Below are 20749 nucleotides of genomic sequence, written 5' to 3'. Positions count from 1 at the left end.
ATGGCATGCGTTTGATAATGATTGCCAAGAATGATGCTTTGAATCAAGTCTACAACGCTTTGGCGTGCGTTCGTAGCGTGCTCGACGGCGTGTACGGTATGATGAACGCTTTGCTGTCCGGGAACTTTGCGCATGCCGCTGCACGGGGCCCGGAATACGCCGATTTCCGCCGCGGCGATGCACGGCACTCGCAGGCGGACATGTCCAGGGCACTCAACACCGCCCATGTTTTCCAAATAATCAAGAAGAAGCCCGGGAGTTATCGTGTTTAGGATTTCTAATCACTACGTGTCGAAGATCGTATTCGTTCTGCTGTTCGTCGAGGTGCTGGTGCTGCTTGGCGCAGCCTACATCGGGGCGACGGTGCGTTTCATGGAGCTGGGCCCGGGGGCTTCGCTGCCGAACATCGACCACTTCCTGACTTCGGCCATCGCGTTTACGGTCGCCATCATCTTCAGCATGAGCGCGATGGGCATGTACCAGCTCGACTTCAACGAAGGGCTGCGCAACCCCTTCCTCATGAAACTGATGCCCTCGTTCGTGATGGGCTTCCTGATCCTGACCCTGGTGTTCTACGTGGCGCCCGACCTGTACTTCGGGCGCGGCATCCTGGCGCTGGTGTTCGGCATCGGCGGCGTCGGCATCGTCGTGTCGCGCATGGTGTTCTTCAAGACGTCCGAACTGCGCTTCCTCGAAACCCGCATCCTGTTCCTCGGCAGCGGCCCGCTGGCCAAGGAATGCAGCGACTTGGCCCAGCAGAGCGCCAGCTACCACCGCTACCACATCACCGGCTTCATCCCGACCCCGACCGAAGAGCTGTGCGTGCCGTCCACCGGCCTGCTGTCGGCGCGCGAGAACGAGTCGCTGGTGGCGCTGGCGCGCCGCCACAACGTGCAGGAAATCGTGGTGTCGGTGCAGAACCGCCGCGGCGGCTTCCCGATCAAGGAACTGCTGGAGTGCAAGCTGGCCGGCCTGAAGGTGACCGATGCCGCCACCTTCTTCGAGCGCGAAACCTGCCAGATCCGGGTCGACTCGCTGCAGCCGTCGTGGCTGGTGTTCGGCGGCGGCTTCGACCAGAGCTTCGTGCGTACCTTCATGAAGCGCAGCTTCGACATCATCTGCAGTACCCTCATCCTGGTGCTGACCTTCCCGCTGATGCTGGGTGCGATGCTGGCGGTGTGGTTCGAAGACCGCGGTCCGGTGTTCTACTCGCAGGAGCGCGTCGGCATGGATGGCGAGATCTTCCGTGTGCATAAATTCCGCAGCATGCGCATCGACGCCGAAAAGGGCGGCAAGCCGCAGTGGGCGCAGCAGAACGACCCGCGCATCACGCGCGTCGGCAACTTCATGCGCAAGACCCGTATCGACGAGCTGCCGCAGATCCTCAACGTGTTCAAGGGCGAGATGTCCTTCGTCGGCCCGCGTCCGGAGCGCCAGTACTTCGTCGAGCAGCTGATCGAGGTGGTCCCGTATTACAACGTGCGCCACAGCGTCAAGCCGGGCATCACCGGCTGGGCCCAAGTGCGCTACGGCTATGGTTCGTCGGCCGAGGACGCATTGCAGAAACTGCAATACGACCTGTATTACGTGAAGAACAACAGCCTGTTCCTCGACGTCCTGATCCTGATCGATACCCTGAAGGTCGTGCTGTTCCGCAGTGGCCGCTGATCGGGCCGACGGTTTTGCTCATCCTTGCGGCCGCCTGTGCGGCCGTTCATCGTTCCTATCCGTGACTAAGATCGCGTGACCAACATCGCTGCCTCGAGTTACCTGCTGGCCGCCATCGGTTTCCTGGTGCTGGGCCTGCCCGTGCTGTCGGGCTGGCGCGGGCGTGCCCAGCGCATCACGCTGCCCCTGGCCTGCCTGGCCAGCGCGCTGTGGGCCGGGGTGCTGTCCTGGGAAGCGGGACGCGGGGTGCTGTGGAGCCCCTTGTCGGGCCTGCTCGAAGTGGTGCGCGACGGTGCCTGGGCATTGTTCCTGGTGGCGCTGCACGGCCACTGGCGCAACCAGGCCGGCCGCCTGCGCCGCTCGCTGGCCATCGCCGCCGCCTGCTACCTGACGCTGGTGGTGCTGCTCGCCCTGGCGCTGGTCGGCCACGGCACCGGTTTCCTGGTCGCGTTCGGCAGCCTGCCGATGCTGGCCGCCTTCGTCGGCCTGTCGGTGTACGGCATGCTGCTGGTGGAACAGGCCTACCGCAATAAAACCATCGAAGAGCGCTGGGCCACCAAGTTCGTCTGCCTCGGCGTGTGCGGCATGTTCGCCTATGATTTTTATATGTACAGCAATACCATGCTGTTCCGCGAGCCGAATCCCGACCTGTGGACCGCGCGCGGCGTCGTCAATGCCCTGACGGTGCCGCTGGTGGCGGCCTCGCTGGCGCGCCGCCGTTCCTGGACCACCTCGTTCTCGGTGTCGCGCCGCGTGATGTTCCATTCGGCTGCCCTGTTCGGCTCCGCGATCTACCTGCTGGCGATGGGGACGGTCGGCTATTACCTGCGCTACGTCGGCGGACGCTGGGGCACGGTGATGCAGACCGGCTTCCTGTTCGGCGCGGTCTGCCTGCTGGGCGTGATCCTGTTCTCGGGCACGGCGCGCTCTTGGCTGAAGGTCTCGATCAGCAAGCATTTTTTCCGCTACAACTACGACTACCGCGAAGAGTGGATGCGGTTCACGCGCACGCTGTCGGAGCGCGGGCCGAACCTGGGCGACCGTGCGATCCAGGCGCTGGCGGCGCTGGTGGAAAGCCCGGGTGGCGTGCTGTGGCAGCGCGAGGGCGTCCATTTCGCGCCGCGTGCCTACTGGCAGGCGCCGGCGGCCGACGCGGTCGAGCCGGAGCATTCGCCGTTCTGCCAGTTCCTGGAAAGCACCCAGTGGGTCATCGACCTCGACGAGTATGTCGACAGCCCCGACAAATATGAGGGTCTGGCCGTGCCCGACTGGATACTGGACCTGCCGCGACGCTGGATCGTGGTGCCGCTGATGCTGCACGAAAAGCTGTTCGGCTTCGTGGTGCTGCAGCGCGCGCGCAGCCCGCTCAAGCTGAACTGGGAAATCTTCGACCTGCTGGAAATCGCCGGCAGCCAGGCCGCCAGCCACCTGGCCCAGGAAGACGCGGCCAATGCGCTGATGGTGGCGCGCCAGTTCGAATCCTTCAACCGGATGTCGACCTTCGTCGTGCACGACCTGAAAAACCTGGTGGCCCAGCTGTCGCTGATGAACGCCAACGCCGAGAAGCACAAGAACAATCCCGAGTTCCAGCAGGACATGCTGGAAACACTGAACCACTCGGTGCAGAAGATGAAGCTGCTGCTGCAGAAGCTGTCGCGCACCGAGAATGCCGACAACAAGCTGCCGCTGGCGATCGACCAGGTGGTGCGCGGCGCGGTGGCGCTCAAGAGCGCCTTCGAGCCGCACCCGCAGCTGGTGATCGAGGCGCCCGGCCTGAAGGTGCTGGCCGACCGCGAACGCCTCGAGCGCGTGGTCGGGCACCTGATCCAGAATGCGATCGAGGCCACGCCGCGCGATGGCCATGTCATGATCCGTGTCGGCATCCGCAAGGACGACAAGCGTCCGCAGGACGCGGTCGAGATCGAAATCAGCGACACCGGGGAAGGCATGAGCGAAGAGTTCATCCGCGAGCGCCTGTTCAAGCCCTTCGACTCGACCAAGTCGGCCGGCATGGGCATTGGCGTGTTCGAGAGCCGCGAATACATCACCGAGCTGGGCGGGGCGCTGGAAGTGAGCAGCCGTCCCTCGCTCGGCACCACGTTCCGGGTCGTGCTGCCGCCTTACCGCGAAGCGGCGCCGGCCATGACCTGAACGCCCGTTTGACCAGAGGACATCCGTGACCCAAACCAAACCGAAACTGCTCATCATTGAAGACGATCCGGGCCTGCAGAAGCAGCTGCGCTGGAGCCTGGATGCCTACGACGTGGTCGTCGCCGGCGACCGCGAGGCGGCACTGACCCAGATCCGCCGCCACGAACCGGCCGTGTGCACCATGGACCTCGGCCTGCCGCCCGATCCGGACGGCTCGACCGAAGGCCTGGCCACGCTGCAGCAGATCCTGGCGCTGGCGCCGGACACGCGCGTGATCGTCCTGACCGGCAACCAGGACCATGCCAACGCGGTCAAAGCGATCGGCATGGGCGCCTACGATTTCCACCAGAAGCCGGTCGATCCGGAAGTGCTGAACCTGGTGATCCAGCGCGCCTTCTTCCTGCACACCCTGCAGCAGGAAAACCGCCGCATGCAGCAATCGCAGGCGGATTCGCCGCTGTCCGGCGTGATTTCGCGCGACCCGGGCATGCTGAAGGTGTGCCGCACGGTGGAGAAGGTCGCGCCGACCTCGGCCTCGGTGATGCTGCTGGGCGAATCCGGCACCGGTAAAGAGGTGCTGGCGCGCGCGGTGCACGCGCTGTCGCCGCGCGCCAAGGGCCGCTTCATGGCGATCAACTGCGCGGCGATTCCGGAAAACCTGCTCGAAAGCGAACTGTTCGGCTACGAAAAGGGCGCCTTCACCGGCGCCGCCAAGCAGACCAAGGGTAAAGTCGAACTGGCCCACGGCGGCACCTTCTTCCTCGACGAGGTCGGCGATCTGCCGATGGCGCTGCAGGCGAAGCTGCTGCGCTTCCTGCAGGAGCGCGTGATCGAGCGCGTCGGCGGCCATGAGGAAATCCCGGTCGACGTGCGCATCGTGTGCGCGACCCACCAGAAGCTGAAGGACCTGTGCGCCCAGGGCCGCTTCCGCGAAGACCTGTATTACCGCCTGTCGGAAATCGTGGTCAACATCCCGCCGATGCGCCAGAGGGAAGGCGACGCCGCGCTGCTGGCCCACCATTTCAAGAATAAATTCTGCGCCCAGGAATCGCGCGCGTCGCTGCACTTCGCGCCGGACGCGCTGGCGGCGATCGAGGGCTATGCCTGGCCCGGCAACGTGCGCGAGATGGAAAACTGCATCAAGCGCGCCGTCATCATGGCCGACGGCAACACCATCGTTGCCGACGACCTCGGCCTGCCCGAGAGCGGCGCCGAGGAAGAGCCGCTCAACCTGCGCCAGGTGCGCGACGAGGCCGAGTATAAAGCCATCGTCAAGGCGCTGGCCCGTACCGACGGCAACATCGTCAAGGCGTCCGAGGTGCTGGGCATCAGCCGTCCGACCATGTACGACCTGATGGGCCGGCACGGCATCAAGGTCAACGCTTGAAGCGCGTGACGGGAAAAAAGCCCAGCGGCAAGCGCAGCCGCACCGGCCGCCGCCTGCTGCTGGGCGCCGCCGCACTGGCCGTGGCCGGACTGGTCGGCGCCGCGGTCGTGATCGAGCACCTGGGCGTGGCGCCGCGCACGCTCGCGCCCTATGTCGAAAAACGCAGCAGCGGCCACAACCCCACCATCGTCGGACTGGGCCAGTTTGCCAGCCGGACCTTGCTGGAACTGGACCGCGGCGCCCCGGCGCTGCCGCCTCCCGAACTGGCGCTGGTCCTGGGCGCCCAGGCGCACCCGGCCGGCGGCCAGCGGCCGGGCGGTGTCCTGGTCGGCACGCCCGACGAACTGCGCGCCGCCATCGGCAAGGCCGAGGCCGGCGACGTGATCACCCTGCTGCCCGGCACCTACCGCTTCTCCGGGCGGGCGATCGATGCCGACCGCCCGGGCCGCCCCGACCATCCGATCGTCGTGCGTGCCGCACAGCCGGGCAGCGTGCAGGTCGAGTTCGACCAGCAGGAAGGGTTTCGCGTGAGCGCGCCATGGTGGCGCTTCGAGAACCTGGCGATCCGCGGTGTCTGCGGCGACGACACGTATTGCGAACACGCCTTCCACGTGGTCGGCGCCGGCCGCCATTTCGCCGCCGTCAACAACAGGATCGCCGACTTCAATGCCCACTTCAAGATCAACGGCGGCGGCGAGAATTTCCCGGACGATGGCCTGATCGAATCGAACACGCTGTACAACACCCACGCGCGCCGGACCGGCAACCCGGTGGTGCCGATCGATTTGGTGGCGGCCAGCCGCTGGACCATCCGCACCAACGTCATCAAGGATTTCGTCAAGCTCGAGGGCAACCAGGTCAGTTACGGTGGTTTTGCCAAGGGCGCAGGCAGCGCTAACGTGTTCGAGCGCAATCTGGTGTGGTGCGAAGACAAACTGCGCGGGCAGCCGGGCCAGCGGGTCGGCTTGTCGCTGGGCGGCGGCGGTACCGGCGCCGAGTGGTGCCGCGACCGCAAATGCATCACCGAGCAACAGGGGGGCGTCATCCGCGCCAACCTGGTGGCATCCTGTTCGGACGTGGGGGTGTATCTGAACAGCGCCGCCGACAGCCGCGTGGAAGACAATACACTGGTCGACACGACTGGCATCGACGTGCGCTTCGCAACCAGCAGCGCGCAGCTGGATGGCAACCTGGTGGATGGTCCGATCCGCGCCCGCGATGGCGGTTTGCTGCACCTGGGCGACGACCGCACGGTGCCGTTGTGGCACGCCTATCTGGGCGACCACCCGGTACGGGCGCTGTTCCGTGCGGCGTCGGAGGGGGATTTTTCCTGGAAGGAGAAGGCACCGCAGCGCGAGGGCGGCCGCAAGGGCTTGAACTTGTGCGGCACCGGACCCGTGGGGGCCTACGGCGCCTTCGACGACTTTGCCGAGTGCCGCCGCACGCCTTGACGGCGGCGGACGGGCGCTTCAGCGGCGCTGGGCCTTGCTCATTTCCTTTTCCGCGCGCTTGGCTTCTTCGCGTTTCGCGATTTCCGCTGCTTCACGTGCCAGGACCGATGCCGGTTTGTCGATCGGCGCCAGCTTGGCGTCCGTGTAGCGACGCAGGGTATGGTCGTAGGTCAGCTGGACCAGCTTGTAGAACTGGTTGCTGACGTGCTTGAACGGCGTCAAGCGGACCACCGGCGCGGTCTGGCGCGTGTAATGGCCCTTGAAAATCTTCGCGTGTCCCTGGTCGCCATCGATGATGTTGTACTCGAGGCCGAACACGTTGCGCCCGTCGACCATGCGGTGCGGGTGCTTCTCGCGGATGCGTTCGATCGCCAGCGTGTATGGAATCGGACCCGTCAGACGCAGGGTACCGTTCTTGCCGGCCTGGTGCAGGGAGGGCAGGTAATGGTCGATGTTGAACAATACCTGCTCGATCACCGCTTTCAGGTAGGGATGTCCCGGCGCGCTGATCACATGCCATTGCTGGAATTCGCCGCCCAACAGGTCGCGCAGGTCGAACACCAGGCCCCAGTGCTCGAACTGGCCATCGGCGCTGTGCCATTTCGACAGGATGTAGCGGTCGTCCGGGCGCAGCACCGAATCCAGCGGCAGGGTGGCGCTGCTCTTAATGTCGAGATAGACGCCACCGACCTTGTACAGCAGCAGGTAGCGGAACAGGTCGGCGCGGGCCGGGCCGTAACGCGGGTCGATGCGCTCGTAATACGCCCAGATCTCCGGCGGATAGTTACCTTTGATGAAGGCTTCGATCTCGTCGTCGCCGTAGAAACGGAATTCCCATCCGGGATTCAGCGCCTTCATCTTTTCGATGTTCTTTTCGAACAGCGGCGGGATCTGGCGGTTTTCAAAGGCCGGACGCATGCCTACTTGGTGAATGATGCGTGGGATCGACGTGCCCTCGGGGAGTGCAGCGATGTATTCGCGCGCGGGTGGACGATTCAGCGATGGGATCAGGAGGGATTTGAGCGACATTACGGACAGATTAGAGTGTGGGACATAAACCCAAGGAATGTTGCAAGTCTAACACGAAGAAATCGATTTGCACGTCGTGATTCAGGATAAGAAAACCACTATTTTTGATGTTTTGTCGGTCATTTGCATCACAACTCGTTGTATTACAGTTTTATTCCCCACGGACCCAAGCGCAGGTCCAGTCCGCCACCTGATCACGCCACATGCGGCGCGAAAACGTGTGGTCCGCCTTGTCGATCTGGCGGCGGGTCACGCGCGGCGCTTCCAGCAGGCTTTTCCAGGCCGGCATGGCAGCGGCGACGTCGCAGAATTCACGTGCGGTCAGATCGGCACCGCTGGTAATGACGAGCACCCGCCCCCGAAAGGCCTGCATGCCGGCAAGAATGCGCTGCGGCAGCGGGGAGGAGAGCGAACCGGCGCCGGCATCCGGCTTGCCCGGACTGAAGGCGCTGCGAGCCAGCTTCGCCATCGATGCCAGCGAGCCCGCCAGGTCGAAGCGACCGCTCAGCAGCTTGCGCCAGAAGTCGCGCTCCAACAGCCGGCCGCGGTAGTAATGCTTGAGGGTGGCGCGCGCCAGGCCGTCGTCCGTGCGGACCCACGGGTTCAGCATCACCACGCCACTCACGCGCGCATCGCTGGGCGCGTAAATGGCAATCGCCGAGGCTGCATCGCACAAGCCCCACAGCACGAGCTCCCGCATGCCCGGCACGGCTTTTGTAAAGGCATCGATGGCGGCGCGCAAGTCGCTGGTGATGGTCTCGAAGTCGCGCAGTGCGCCTTCGCTGTCGCCCATGCCGCGGTAGTCGAAGCGCATGGCGGCGATGCCGTTCGCGGCCAGGCTGCGCGCCAGCAGGGTGAACTGGCGGTGACTGCCGGCGCGGTATTGCGGTCCGCCGACAACGATCAGGACACCCTGGGTCGGCATTCTGCCCGGCATGCTGAGTACCCCGTACAGCCAGTCGTCCCCGCAGCGGAAAGCGAGGGCGCGGTCGTCGCAGTCTTCAATCGACATCGGCGCTCTCCTGCAGGACCGCCACGGTCGCCTGCAGCCAGGCTTCCGACTCCGTGATCTCGGGGGTAATCCAGAACGATGGGCAGGCCAGCGCATGCAGGTGCAGGTCGACGCCGCGGCGCTGCCATTCGGTGCTGACGCGGGTAGTGCCAGCCCCCAGGGCGGCATCGGGCGTCGCCAGCGCTTCGAACCAGTCCACCCGGCAGGCGGGTGCCAGGCTGTCCGCTGGCGGCAGCGTATCGATGGCCATGGCCAGCTCGGACGCCAGGTCGTAGCCGGCGATTTCCAGGGTTGCGCCGTTTTGCAGGGCCTGGCGCAGCATACTGGTGCTGGTCTGCGCCCCCTCGTCGAACATGGCGCCGGCGACGCGCAGGCGCAGGAACTGCGTCAGGTAGCTGGCACCGTTCAGCACCGGTTGCCACAGGATCAGCGAATGCGGTGTTTCAGGAGCCTCGCGCGCATAATCAAGCGCAAGCAGGGCGCCCAGACGCAGTCCCCACAAGGTGAGAGGGCGCGCGAGCCGCCGCTGCAGCCAGGCCGCGCCGGCCGCCAGGTCCGATTTCCAGATCGTCCAGCGGGCATCGCCGAAGTCGCCGCTGCTGTCGCCGCAGCCGTACAGGTCGAGCTGCAGAACGCCATAGCCGCAGGCCGCCAGGGCGCGCGCCTGCAGCGCTGCCATCCGGCGCGAACGGTTCATTTCCTCGGCAAACGGGTGAACATACAGGACCGCGCCGCGGCAGACGCCCACGGGCGGGTGGAACAGGCAGAACCGTCGGCCGGGGGCACTTTCCAGAAAGAAAGGCTCGGCCGGTTGGCTCGGCACGGCGCTCATTCGCCGCGTTTATGTGCGACGAACGCGGCCAGGCTCCCCAAGGTTTCGAAGGTGCTGGCGCTGATCTCGTCATCGTCGATCGCGATGTCGAACTGTTCTTCGAGCGCGGCGATCAGGCTGACCACTGCCATCGAATCGAGTTCGGGAAGACTGCCCAGCAAAGGCGAGTCGGCATCCAAGCGGCTGCCTGCTTCGCCCAAGCCCAGCACGTCAATCAGGATCGTCTTAACTTGGTTGAGGTACATAATCTATTCGTCATTCCGGTCAGGAGGCGATTATACATTCGGGCGCAGCAGTCCGAGCCTGATCCCGATCGGCGCCGCCAAGCGGTGTATTTCCTCGAGCAGCACGTGGCGCGTGACGCGCAGCAGCAGGTACCAGACGGCGGCCAGCGGCACCAGCATGATCAGCAGGCGCGCCAGTGCCGGCAGCGAGGACGGCAGCGCCAGTTGCAGCAGGTAGCCGGCCGCGCCGGTGCCGAGGGCGACCAGTGCGCTCGGCGTCAGTGCGCGCACCATGACGCCAGTCGGGTAGCCGAGATGGCGGCTCTGCTGGAGGCCAATGACGGGTGCGGTGACGATGGTCGCGATGCACAGCGCCCAGGCAAAGTGGACCAGGCTGCCGTTGAACAGCAGCACGCCAAAGCCGATGCGGGTCAGCACCGACACCATGATCGGCACCGTGCTCAGGTAGGGCCGGCCGATCGCGGTCACCGCCATCGGCACGTAGTGGTACATCATGCCGACCGCGGCAGCCAGGGTCAGGGCCGGGATCGCGGGTACGGCCTCGAGCCAGCTCGGTCCGTACAGCGCCAGCACGATGTCGTGCCCAAGAATGGCAGTCAGCAGCAGGGCGGCCCAGCCCACGCCGGTCAGCAGGGCGGTGGCGCGCGACAGCGTTGGTGCCAGGGACTCGCCGCGGTGGTAAGTCTGGGCCAGGTAGGCTACGGCGCCGTAGTTGACGGTAGAACCGGCGATGTAGGTGAAGATCGCCACGGTCGAATTCGCGCGGCTGAGCAGGCCGACCAGGCGCGGGCTGCCGAGCTTGCCCAGCAGCAGGTCGGGAACGGCATTGTTCAGAGAGCCGGCGCAGCTCGACAGCAGCGAGCCCACGCCGAAGTGAGCGACCTCGCGCCAGTGCTTGAACGAAGGCAGCCACGGCAAATCCTTGGGCCGCATGAAAGCGCAGCCGATGCCGCAGGCGATGATGTTGATCAAGTTGGCATACGCCAGCGCCATGCTGCCGAAGCCGAGCTTGGCCAGGGTGATACAGCTGATGCAGAAGCTGCCGGTACCGATTGCCCACAGTACGGCTTCCTTCTTGGCTTCGAAATTACGGGCCAGCAGCGAGTTGGTGATCGACCCGAAGGGAATGAAGAAGAAGCCGACGGCCAACACACGCATCACTGGCACCAGCTTCGGTTCCCGGAACCATTCACCGATCCAGCCGCTGGCCAGCAGCAGGACCGTGGCGATGATCCAGGAGGTAGTGAACACGACGCCGGTAACCGAGCGCAGCTTGTCCGGCGTCAGCTCTTTTTCGCGCTGGATGTAGTTGGTGACGCCGAAATCGCGGAATACGTGGCCCAGATTGACGACCACCGCCGTCATCGAATAAATACCGATCTCGCTGGGGCTGAGGATGCGGGCCAGGATGATGCTGACGATGAACTGGAGCATTGCTGCCCCCGACGTCGAGAAGAAATTAATGACCAGCGAGCGACGGAGATCTGCCATAAAAACAACTGCGCACTATAGAGAGAACGGCAACGATTTACGCTGGCGCACTGTTAATCAGGCGGATGGCGTGCCGGGAGGCAGCCTCGTATTTGTTATTGATGAAGCGCATCGACCCGATGAAATGGTAGAACGCGGTGTCCGCCGTCGCGCAATCCGGGGTGCCGTACTTGGGGAAAGGCAGAGGCTGGACGCCTGGCATGTTGCTGACCAGGTAGTTCGAGGTGACTTGCTCGGTGCCCCAGCGCTTCCAGTTGTCGCCGAGCTTGGCGCCCATGCGGCGCGAATAATCGGTCATGGTGTCGCGCATCGTGGACGAGCGCGGGAAGCCGGTGAAGCCCGAGCAGCCGCGAATGTAGCGGGCATCCTGCGGCAAGCCGACGTTGACCATCTCGGTTTCGGCGATCGCTTGGACGTGCGCCCACGGCGCCAGCCAGGGCAAGGCATTCTCGCGGGTCGCCTGCAGCGAGCGGATCGGCGTATCCGGCATCTCGCCGAGCACGAAACCGGTGCCGTTGCGGACCGCGTCCAGCACTTCCGGCACCGGTCGCACGGTCAAGGTGTCAGCGTCCAGCTGCACCACGTAGCTATCCTCGACGTAGTGGGCAATCGCGAACAGGCGTTCCCAGGTACCGCCGCGCGGGATATCCGGATGCACGAATTCGTGGGCTTCGCGCAGTTCGACATGGGGCAGGTGGCGTTTCAGGACGGCGCGGTCGGCATGGTCGATCGATGGATCGCAAACCACGACGATCTTGGCCGGATTGAGGAAATGCGCGAAGGACTTGACGGCAACCAGGTACGACGAGACGTCGCGCTGGTGCACCATCGATAACAGGGTAAACGGCAGCACGCCCGGTTCGAGAGGGCGGGTTCCCAGGATTTGCCGGGCAACCCTGTGGTACTTCCAGCGCCAATAATCACGCTTGGCACGCCCCATGGCCTTGTTGAATAAAGACATCCTTACTAACTCCCATATGACCTGCTAAAGTGCAAGTTCCTTGCTATATCGCATTACATTATATGCTGCAACGCGGCACGCACACGTGAGCTTGCGGGTTTTTTCTATTAAATTCTTGCCAACAATGTAGCGCCAAAGAAAAACCGGACTCCCTGTCAAGGAAGTCCGGCTCGGTTCAGCCCGGGGCGGGCTGGGGATTATGCGATGCCGAGGTTCAGCGCGGCAGGATGGCCCACTGCGGTGCCGAACGGTAGTTCGGCTTGGCGGTGCGGTTCGTGAAGATCGTCCACGCCTTCTTGGCATCGGCGCCACCCATCTGGGCGGCGACCGCAAGTGCCGGTTGCATGTTGGCCGGGTAACCCATTGCACCGTCGGCATAACCCATCATGCGGCCGACCTGCCATTCATAGCCGTTGATCGAGCCGAGGAAGTCCGCCTGTTCATTGCTGCCGCAAGTCATGTCGACGAACTTCTTGCCATTTCGGCTGGTCGATACCACACGCATGTCGTCATTGAACATCATGTCGCCGCCGAAGGTGGCCGCATACACACCGGCAAAGCTGTCATACAGCGGCGCCGAGCGGCTAGGACGGATGTTCAGGATGTACGCCGAGGCGCCGACCCAGCAGAAGCCCGGCGCCGTCATGCGGCCCACGGGGTATTTCGCTTTCCATTGCACGATCGGATCGGCCTTGTTGAAGCCGAGTTCGCTCAGGTAACCGAAGCTCCAGGTCAGGAAGTCATCCTGCCAGGCACCGAAATTGTCGGCATCGTTGAACGCGCCTTCACCCGAGCCGTCGTAGGCACCCAGTTTGTTCGGCTGGCCGACGACATAGGTCTGCTTGTAGAAGTCCAGGTTATTGCCCAGCTGCTGGACGAAATAATCCTTCATCGGATCGGCGTCAGGCGTGATATAGGCCACCTGACCCAGGGTGCGCAGCGACCATGCCTGGCCACGTACCTGCAGCCAGCGCACCAGGCCCCTGCCGTTACCCGAATTGTTCGGGTCGGTGCCGAGCGGATTGGAAGCTGCCCAGAACTGCAGTTCTTCCAGGTAGTAATAGTCACCCGTGACCAGGTAAGGCAGGTAATCCAGCGACGGCTGGTGGGCGGTATCGTCCGTGTACGGCGTCCATGAATGGCCCAGGTCGTCGTTCACGTAGCGCGGCACCGGCAGCGGCCCCCTGTCGCGCAGATTGAAGTGGGTCGTGATGTTCTTGTTCGTATCGTTGTCGGTACGAACCGGGCGCCCCGTCTTTTCATCGCGATAGTGGATCGACCAGCTGCCCGCGCCATCGGCCGCGGCCATCATCACTTTCCAGGCGCGCTGGTCCATCGACAGCAGCCACATCACCGACCAGGAAGGCAGTGAGCCGATATCGTTGCGTCCGCCGGTGGTCGGCATGTAGGCGGTCACGGGACCGATGGTCATCGGACCGGTATTGCCGCCGTTGATGCTCTGGGCCATCGAGCTCAGCTCGCCTTCGCCAGGGGCGAAGCTGGTGTCGTAGTTGGGAACCGCCTTGGTGGCGATCAGATAAGCCGTATTGAGTTTCACGTTCACCGCCGGCTGGCGCGAGGCATCCCACCAGGCATACTGGTGCCAGCGCGAGTGGTGATAGTGGTCCATGCCGGTCTTGCTGTACACCGACTGACCGTTCAGTTCGAGGTTGACGTCATAATTGACTTTGATGCCGGGCACCCAGGTTTTGTTGTTTTCGACCACGAACTCGACGCGTGCCTGCTTGTTCAAGCCCGAATACCAGCGCACGTCGAAGCGCGCGGTCAGTTGCGGGTGGGCATTGCCGTTCGCATCCTTCAGCGGCGCGCTGACGATCCATTCGTTGGCGACCGTACCCGACAGCCAGGCGATCGGCGTCGACTGCGCCACGGCATCGGCCAGCGTTGCACTGTATTTCACGCCGTTGAGCGAGATCGTCGTCTTGCCGGTCAGGCCGGCGCTGAGCAGGCCTTGCAGCGTCACCGTGGCCGTGGCAGAGGGGGTCGACTTGACCAGGTTCAGGGTCTGGGTCTGGCCGGCAGCAAGCGAAGGCAGCACGCCGGAGATGATGGCATGACGCACCGAGCCGTCGGCATGCGTCGCCTTGACGTTGATCTGCAGCGGCAGCACGGTGCCATCGGCCAGCTTGGCAGCGACGCCATCGGTTACGCTCAGGGCACCCGGGGTAAACACCTGACCGAACGTGAATGGCATGTTGGTCTGGGCACTGCCGGTGCTCTCCAGGCGCACGTCGGTCAACGGGGTGCCGATGACGGTCGGCGTCGTCACAACCGGCGGGGTGACGACAGGCGTGGTCGGGGTGGTACCGATCGGGGTCAGGGCATGACCGCTGCTGACCGTTGCCAGCGAGACCGCGCTGTCGGTGGATGCACCGGATGCGCCGCCGCCGCCACAGGCAACCAGCAGAGCGGCTACTGATAAGACAGCAATAAAACGCAAGGTAGGAGTATGGGTAGTCGAGCGCATGATCTGGAGGAATGGAATGGGTAAATAAGAATTCTGTTCCGTGTCTCACGGTCATTTATTTGCCGTAAGAAATTTCACGAGAGAATCAAACTTTACTCCAGTCAATAAAGTTAGTGTTCTGTTTTAGGACAAAAATGCCGAGATTCCACACAAAAACAACAAAAAATATCACTTTTGATACCGAAAGTTTATTTGAGCTTAAGAATCAAATGAAAAATATTGACCGGTGTGCTATGCCAAAACAGCATAAAAATTTCTATATTTTCACGATACTTTCATAAATAATCACAACTGTTATAATTTTAAAAATATCTTGTTATTTTAATTAAGCATTAAGCGTTATGGAGTGACAACTTTTTTGTCTATGTTCAATAAAAAGAAGCGCATTATGAAGTGGTTGATAAAAGAAAGGAATGGATACTTAGCAATCCATTCTTTTTTTTAGCCTGAAACCGGCAGCGCTATCGGGGAAGAGCGGACATGGCGTCCGTTCACCTTGAAAGCATGCCAATAGGAAAGAGTAAGCGGTAGTGATACGCGATGCTTACAACCGATGCTTAATTGCAACTGTGTCGTAAATATCAGGAGAGTCGCTCACCAAGGAATCACGTCATTCGATAACACCAAAATAATTTTGATGTTCAAATAAGCGACGGCGAAATTACTGTCTATCAATATCTAGCGTAGATCCATTCTCTATCAAGACACTTTAAAAGAAAGGTGATCCATTGCTCGACGCGAATTGCAGACTGCCGTGCTATTGCCGCTGCTTGCATTGCACGCTGTATGCGACCTGACGATATTGCCGGGCCGATATCGACATCCCATAAAGGGAAATGATCAATCGGCTGCCGTGGATACCGGTGCCTGCTGCAATCGCGCATGCAGGCGCAGCAGCAGGGGCCAACGGTAACAGTTCAGGTGATACAGCGTACGAACGTCCTCGGTCCAGCGCGTATGCCATTCCATGACCTTGCCGTAGAACTCGATACGGCGCCGCCGTCCTTCCTCGAACACGCGGCGGCAGGCTTCCTCGCGCATCAGCAGGGCCGGTGAATAATGCTTCGGTATGCTCTCGTCATAGGTGGTCTTGAGGATCACGATGCAATCGCCATCCTCGATGCACAGGTCCATCGCGACCAGCTGGTCGCCGAAGAAATAGCGGTAGATGCTCGCCTGGCCGCGGGCGCAGAATGCTTCCAGCATATGCCGGTAAAAGCGGCCCTGGTCGTTGTCGGCGGCGACTGCAGTGCCGGCACGTCCTTTCCAGCCGGTGCTCTCCAGGCGGCCATAGTCGGCAATGGCTTGCGCCACCTGGTGCGGTGCGCGCCAGGTATCGAGCCGGGTGGCGACGCCCGCCGCGGCGAGGCGGTTGCGCTGCTTCTTGAGATTGGCGCGCAGATTCTTGCCGCGGCCTTCCCACCACGCATCGAAAGTGCCATCGACCACGATGCGCGCGGTATCGATGTAGTCGGCGGTCTGCATGCCGGGGCCATTGGCCGGCCGGCCCAGCAGGAAGGGATCGCACTGGCTCAGGCCGACCAGCAGCGCACACCCGGGCAGTGCGCGCACCAGGCTTGCCAGCAGCGCTTGCGGATCGCTGTCCGGACGCTGCAGCCAGCAGCCGACCGGCGCCTGGGCCGGCTGGAAGGTGGCCCAGCTGGCGCGGCCTTGCGGCACCAGCAGCGCCGCGGCCAGCAATGCCTCGCCGTCACGGCACAGGGCGATGCGTTCCCGCCCGGTGCCGAAGGCGGCCAGCAGGGCGGCGACGAAATCGGCGGCCAGCATCGGCGCCGCCGGTCCAAGCGCACGCAAGGCATCCCATTGCGGAGAGATCGTGGAGAAACCGGCAGCCGGCAGGAAGGTCCATTTCATGGCGCCAGCACCTCGGCTAGGCAGGTGCACAACCAGTCGAGTTCCTGTGCGCTCAGCTCCTGGTGGCAGGGGAAGGCCAGCACGTGGCGCGACAGGTGCACACTGTCGGGGCAGCGCGCTGCGTCCACGCCCGGCCACAGCGTGTCGGCGAAGCGCACGACCGGCAACCCGCGTTGTCGGATGCGCGCGAAAGCCGTTTCGGCATCATCGACGACCAGCGGGAACAGCCAGGGGCAGACGCCGTCCGGCAGCGCCGCATGCAGCGGGCGGCAGCCCGGCAGCTTGGCCAGTGCCGCCTGCAGGCGCTGGTAGTGGCGGCGGCGCAGGGCCACGATGCGTCCGGCCGACACGCGCCGGAGCAGCAGGCGTGCGAACAGCGAGGAACGCTTGTCGAGCCAGCGCGTATCGAAGCTGAAATCGCTGTCCGAGGAACCAGGCGCCAGCCCACCCGCCGCCGCCACGGGGCGGCTGGACTTGATGCGGCGCCACAGCAGGTCCTTGGCGCGCATCGGCAGCGCGAGCAGGGCCTTGAGGGCCGGCAGGCGGCCGTAGCGGAAGCTGTGCTCGAGCGTATTCAGGACCACCTTGGCTTCGAAGCCCTTGCCGGCCGAACGCAGCACGACACGGTCCAGGGCGTGGCGCGCCGACACCAGCGCCCCGCCTTCGTACATCGGGAAGAATTTCATGCTGCTGGCGATCGCATAATCGCCATGGCTGCCGAGCGGACGGCCGGCGTATTCGCCGAAGAAGGCGTGGGCGCAATCCTCAATCAGGGCGATGCCGCGCGCGTCGCACAAGGCGCGCAGCGCCGCCAGGTCTTGCGGGAAGCCGAAATAATGGGTGGCTACTAGGGCCTTGACGCCGGGGCCGCACAGGGCCGCGATGTCGTCCAGGTCGGCGCGCGCGTCGCCATCGACCCGATAGAAAATCGGCGTGGCTTGCAGCCACAGTACCGGCGGCACCATCGACAGGCTGTGGTAGGCCGGCAGCAGCACGCTGTCGCCCGCGCCCACGCCGAGTTCGCGCAGCGCCAGCGCCAGGGCGATGCGGCCGCTGGTCACCAGGCGCACGTGCGCTGCGTCCAGCACGGAACCCAGACGCTGTCCGCGCGCAGGACGGAACGAAGCGCCCGACAGCACCGGTACCAGCGGCACATGCGGCCGGGCGGGCAGGGGCTGCGCGGCCGGCGCGGCAGAAGGGGACAAGGACATGATGGGTTGGTTCCGGGATCGTTGATCGGTATTCGGTGATGCGGCTTCGACGTTGCGCAAGTGGAATGGTAACATTGCAGTTTGGTTTTCCCGAGTACGTCCTCGTCCTTATGAGCGACCTGATCCACGACTTCATTTTCACGGCGGCGCGCCGTACGCCGGCTGCGCAGGCGCTTGTCCACGGCAACCTGCGGCTCGATTATGCGGCACTGGCGGACCACGTCCGGCGCGCCGCCCAGGTCTTCCTCGGCGCCGGCCTGCAGCGTGGCGAGCGGGTCGCGGTGTATCTCGAGAAGCGCATCGAGAACGTGGCCGCGATGTTCGGCGCTTCTCTGGCCGGCGCTGTGTTCGTCCCGGTCAATCCCCTGCTCAAGCCGGAGCAGGTGGCGCACATCCTGGCCGACTGCAACGTGCGGGTGCTGCTCACCTCCGGCGAACGGCTGGCGCAGCTGGCACCGCAGCTGGCGGCCTGCCCCGACCTGCGCCTGGTGCTGCTCACCGGTACGCCGGACCTGGCTGCGGCGGGCGCGCACACGACGCTGGCCCTGCGTGCCTGGGATGCGGCGCTGCATGAAGCCGGCACCGATCTGGCGCCGCACCGCCGCATCGACGGCGATGTCGCCGCCATCCTGTACACCTCGGGCAGCACCGGCAAGCCGAAGGGCGTGGTGCTGTCGCACCGGAACATGGTGACCGGCGCCCGCAGCGTCGCCAGCTATCTCGAACTGGTCCCGTCCGACCGCCTGCTGGCGGTGCTGCCGCTCAGCTTCGACTATGGATTGAGCCAGCTCACCTGCGCCTTCCTGAGCGGCGCCAGCGCCGTGCTGCTGAACCACCTGTTCGCGCGCGACGTCGTCGATGCGGTGGCCGCGCATGGCATCACCGGCCTGGCCGCGGTGCCGCCGCTGTGGAACCAGCTGGCGCGCCTGGACTGGCCGCAGGAGTGCACGCTGCGCTACCTCACCAATTCGGGCGGGGCGATGCCGGGCGCGACCCTGGCGGTCCTGCGCGCCGCCCTGCCGCACGCCCAGGTGTTCCTGATGTATGGCCTGACCGAAGCCTTCCGTTCCACTTACCTGCCGCCGGCGGAGATCGATCGCCGCCCCGGTTCGATGGGGCGTGCGATCCCGAATGCCGAGATCATGGTGGTGCGCCCCGACGGCAGCCCGTGCGATACCGACGAGCCGGGCGAGCTGGTGCACCGCGGCGCGCTGGTCTCGCTCGGCTACTGGAACGATCCGGCCAAGACCGCCGAGCGTTTCCGCCCGGCCCCCGGCCAGGATCCGGCGCTGCCGCTGACCGAGATTGCGGTGTGGTCGGGCGATACCGTGCGCCGCGACGGCGACGGCTATCTGTATTACATCGGCCGCGCCGACGACCTGATCAAGGTGTCCGGCTACCGCGTCAGTCCGACCGAGCTGGAAGAAGCGTTGTACGGCCTCGGCACGGTCGACGAGGCGGTGGCCTTCGGCGTGCCGCATCCGGAACTGGGCCAGGCCATCGTGCTGCTGGCCAGCGCCGCCGGCCCCGATGCGCCCACGCCCGAGCTGCTGCGCCGGGCCTGCCAGCGCCGCCTGCCGGCCTGGATGGTGCCGTCGCATGTCGAAGTCCGCAGCGAACCGTTCCCGCGCAACCCGAACGGCAAGATCGACCGCAAGGGGCTGGCGCTTCCATTCCTCACCCTGTTCGAAGACCGTTCATCATGAGCACCACCAAGCCTGTCCACGCCGGGATGACCCAGTTTGCCGTCGACGGCGGCGAACTGCAGGTCGGCGGCGTGCCGCTGACCCGGCTCGCCCAGCGTGTCGGCCGCACCCCTTTCTATGCCTATGACCGGGCCCTGCTGACGGCGCGCGTCCAGCATGTGCGCGCCCACCTGCCGGCGCCGCTACGCCTGCATTATTCGGTCAAGGCCAATCCGATGCCGGCGCTGGTACAGCACATGGCCACCCTGGTCGACGGCCTCGACGTGGCTTCCGCCGGCGAACTCCGGACGGCGCTCGATACCGGCTTCGATCCGGCCCACGTCAGCTTCGCCGGTCCCGGCAAGACCGACGCGGAGCTGACGCAGGCGATTGCCGCCGGCGTCACGCTGAACGCCGAGTCGCCGAATGAAATCGGGCGCGCGGCGCGCATCGGCGACGCGCTCGGGATCGCGCCGCGCATCGTGCTGCGCGTGAACCCGGACTTCGAGCTGAAGGGGTCGGGCATGCGCATGGGCGGCGGCGCCAAGCCCTTCGGCATCGACGCCGAACAGGTCCCGGACTGCCTGCGCCAACTGGCGGCGCTCGGCATCGCGCTGCAAGGCTTCCACATCTTCAGCGGCTCCCAGAGCCTGAAGGCCGAGGCGATCGCCGAGTCGCATGCGCGCAGCGTCGAGCTGGCCCTGCAACTGGCGGGCGAAGCGCGCCAGCCGCTGCCGGCCCTGTACCTGGGCGCCGGTTTCGGCATTCCCTATTTCCCCGGCGAGCAGCGGCTCGACCTGGCGCCGATCGGCGACAACCTGGCGCAGTGCATGGCACGGGTCGAACGTGAACTGCCGGGCACGCGCGTGTCGGTGGAGTCGGGGCGCTACCTGGTCGGCGAAGCCGGCGTGTATGTGGCGCGCGTCATTGACCGCAAGGTCTCGCGTGGCCAGGTGTTCCTGGTCACCGACGGCGGCCTGCACCACCACCTGGCGGCCTCAGGGAATTTCGGCCAGGTGATCCGCAAGAACTACCCGGCCGCGATCGGCAACCGCATGGCGGCGCAAGCACGCGAGACGGTGTCGGTGGTGGGCCCGCTGTGCACGCCGCTCGACGTGCTGGCCGAGCGCATGGACCTGGCGCGGGCCGACGTGGGCGACCTGGTGGTGGTATTTCAATCGGGTGCATACGGCCTGTCGGCCAGCCCGACCGCTTTCCTGGGACACCCGGCGCCGCTCGAAGTCCTGGTCTAGACGCTCGGGG

At 64.5% G+C, this 20749-nt stretch carries 16 protein-coding genes; 7 read left to right on the top strand and 9 right to left on the bottom strand.

Annotated elements, in window-relative coordinates; all coding sequences use genetic code 11:
• Positions 1-5: 5 nt before the first annotated feature.
• From FBX97_RS21125 to FBX97_RS21105, 5 genes are all read left to right on the top strand, one after another.
• Positions 6-272, top strand: a complete 267-nt coding sequence (locus tag FBX97_RS21125) for a hypothetical protein (protein WP_185748676.1) — start codon at positions 6-8, stop codon at positions 270-272.
• Positions 265-1668: a TIGR03013 family XrtA/PEP-CTERM system glycosyltransferase gene (locus FBX97_RS21120; protein WP_141836277.1), complete on the top strand. Its 1404-nt coding sequence runs from the start codon at positions 265-267 to the stop codon at positions 1666-1668. The genes FBX97_RS21125 and FBX97_RS21120 overlap by 8 nt, the downstream gene beginning before the upstream one ends.
• A 75-nt stretch (positions 1669-1743) precedes the next feature.
• Positions 1744-3819 (top strand): XrtA/PEP-CTERM system histidine kinase PrsK, encoded by a 2076-nt coding sequence (gene prsK / locus FBX97_RS21115; RefSeq protein WP_141836274.1) that lies wholly within the window; start codon positions 1744-1746, stop codon positions 3817-3819.
• Between the two features lie 25 nt (positions 3820-3844).
• Positions 3845-5206 carry a PEP-CTERM-box response regulator transcription factor gene (prsR, locus tag FBX97_RS21110; RefSeq protein WP_141836270.1) on the top strand — a complete coding sequence of 454 codons (1362 nt, stop codon included), beginning with the start codon at positions 3845-3847 and terminating at the stop codon, positions 5204-5206.
• Positions 5207-5211: 5 nt separating this feature from the next.
• Complete coding sequence (locus tag FBX97_RS21105; protein ID WP_141836267.1) at positions 5212-6657, top strand: right-handed parallel beta-helix repeat-containing protein; 1446 nt, start codon at positions 5212-5214, stop codon at positions 6655-6657.
• 18 nt (positions 6658-6675) lie between these two features.
• On the opposite strand, the gene FBX97_RS21100 is transcribed toward FBX97_RS21105, so the two are convergent.
• The 9 genes from FBX97_RS21100 to FBX97_RS21060 form a co-directional block, all read right to left on the bottom strand.
• A complete protein-coding gene (locus tag FBX97_RS21100) occupies positions 6676-7575 on the bottom strand; it encodes a glycosyltransferase family 32 protein (RefSeq protein WP_185748675.1) in 900 nt (299 codons plus the stop codon).
• A gap of 262 nt (positions 7576-7837) precedes the next feature.
• Positions 7838-8698: a hydrolase 1, exosortase A system-associated gene (locus FBX97_RS21095; protein ID WP_141836261.1), complete on the bottom strand. Its 861-nt coding sequence runs from the start codon at positions 8696-8698 to the stop codon at positions 7838-7840.
• The gene (locus tag FBX97_RS21090; RefSeq protein WP_141836259.1) at positions 8688-9530 is read right to left on the bottom strand and encodes a hydrolase 2, exosortase A system-associated; all 843 of its coding nucleotides are present in this window, start codon (positions 9528-9530) and stop codon (positions 8688-8690) included. Before FBX97_RS21090 ends, FBX97_RS21095 begins: the two co-directional genes overlap by 11 nt.
• On the bottom strand, positions 9527-9775 hold the full coding sequence (locus FBX97_RS21085; protein ID WP_141836256.1) for an acyl carrier protein: 249 nt from the start codon (positions 9773-9775) through the stop codon (positions 9527-9529). Before FBX97_RS21085 ends, FBX97_RS21090 begins: the two co-directional genes overlap by 4 nt.
• 30 nt (positions 9776-9805) lie before the next feature.
• A complete protein-coding gene (locus FBX97_RS21080; protein ID WP_141836253.1) occupies positions 9806-11266 on the bottom strand; it encodes an oligosaccharide flippase family protein in 1461 nt (486 codons plus the stop codon).
• Between the two features lie 37 nt (positions 11267-11303).
• Entirely contained in the window at positions 11304-12227 is a 924-nt protein-coding gene (locus FBX97_RS21075; RefSeq protein WP_141836250.1) for a hypothetical protein, read from the bottom strand.
• A 214-nt stretch (positions 12228-12441) separates the two neighbouring features.
• Positions 12442-14688 carry a hypothetical protein gene (locus FBX97_RS21070; RefSeq protein WP_185748674.1) on the bottom strand — a complete coding sequence of 749 codons (2247 nt, stop codon included), beginning with the start codon at positions 14686-14688 and terminating at the stop codon, positions 12442-12444.
• Between the two features lie 867 nt (positions 14689-15555).
• The gene (locus FBX97_RS21065) at positions 15556-16590 is read right to left on the bottom strand and encodes a GNAT family N-acetyltransferase (protein ID WP_141836245.1); all 1035 of its coding nucleotides are present in this window, start codon (positions 16588-16590) and stop codon (positions 15556-15558) included.
• Positions 16587-17801: a DegT/DnrJ/EryC1/StrS family aminotransferase gene (locus FBX97_RS21060; protein ID WP_141836242.1), complete on the bottom strand. Its 1215-nt coding sequence runs from the start codon at positions 17799-17801 to the stop codon at positions 16587-16589. The genes FBX97_RS21065 and FBX97_RS21060 overlap by 4 nt, the downstream gene beginning before the upstream one ends.
• 110 nt (positions 17802-17911) lie before the next feature.
• On the opposite strand from FBX97_RS21060, the gene FBX97_RS21055 reads away from it, so the two are divergent.
• A complete protein-coding gene (locus FBX97_RS21055; protein ID WP_141836239.1) occupies positions 17912-19507 on the top strand; it encodes an acyl-CoA ligase (AMP-forming), exosortase A system-associated in 1596 nt (531 codons plus the stop codon).
• Positions 19504-20739 carry a pyridoxal-dependent decarboxylase, exosortase A system-associated gene (locus FBX97_RS21050; RefSeq protein WP_141836236.1) on the top strand — a complete coding sequence of 412 codons (1236 nt, stop codon included), beginning with the start codon at positions 19504-19506 and terminating at the stop codon, positions 20737-20739. The genes FBX97_RS21055 and FBX97_RS21050 overlap by 4 nt, the downstream gene beginning before the upstream one ends.
• The last annotated feature ends 10 nt before the right edge of the window (positions 20740-20749 follow it).

The organism is Herbaspirillum sp. SJZ107 (genome assembly GCF_006715485.1).
In the GTDB taxonomy this organism is placed as follows: Bacteria; Pseudomonadota; Gammaproteobacteria; order Burkholderiales; family Burkholderiaceae_D; genus Telluria.
Note: the sequence above shows the minus strand (reverse complement) of the source record. Positions and strands in the feature narration are given on the sequence as shown.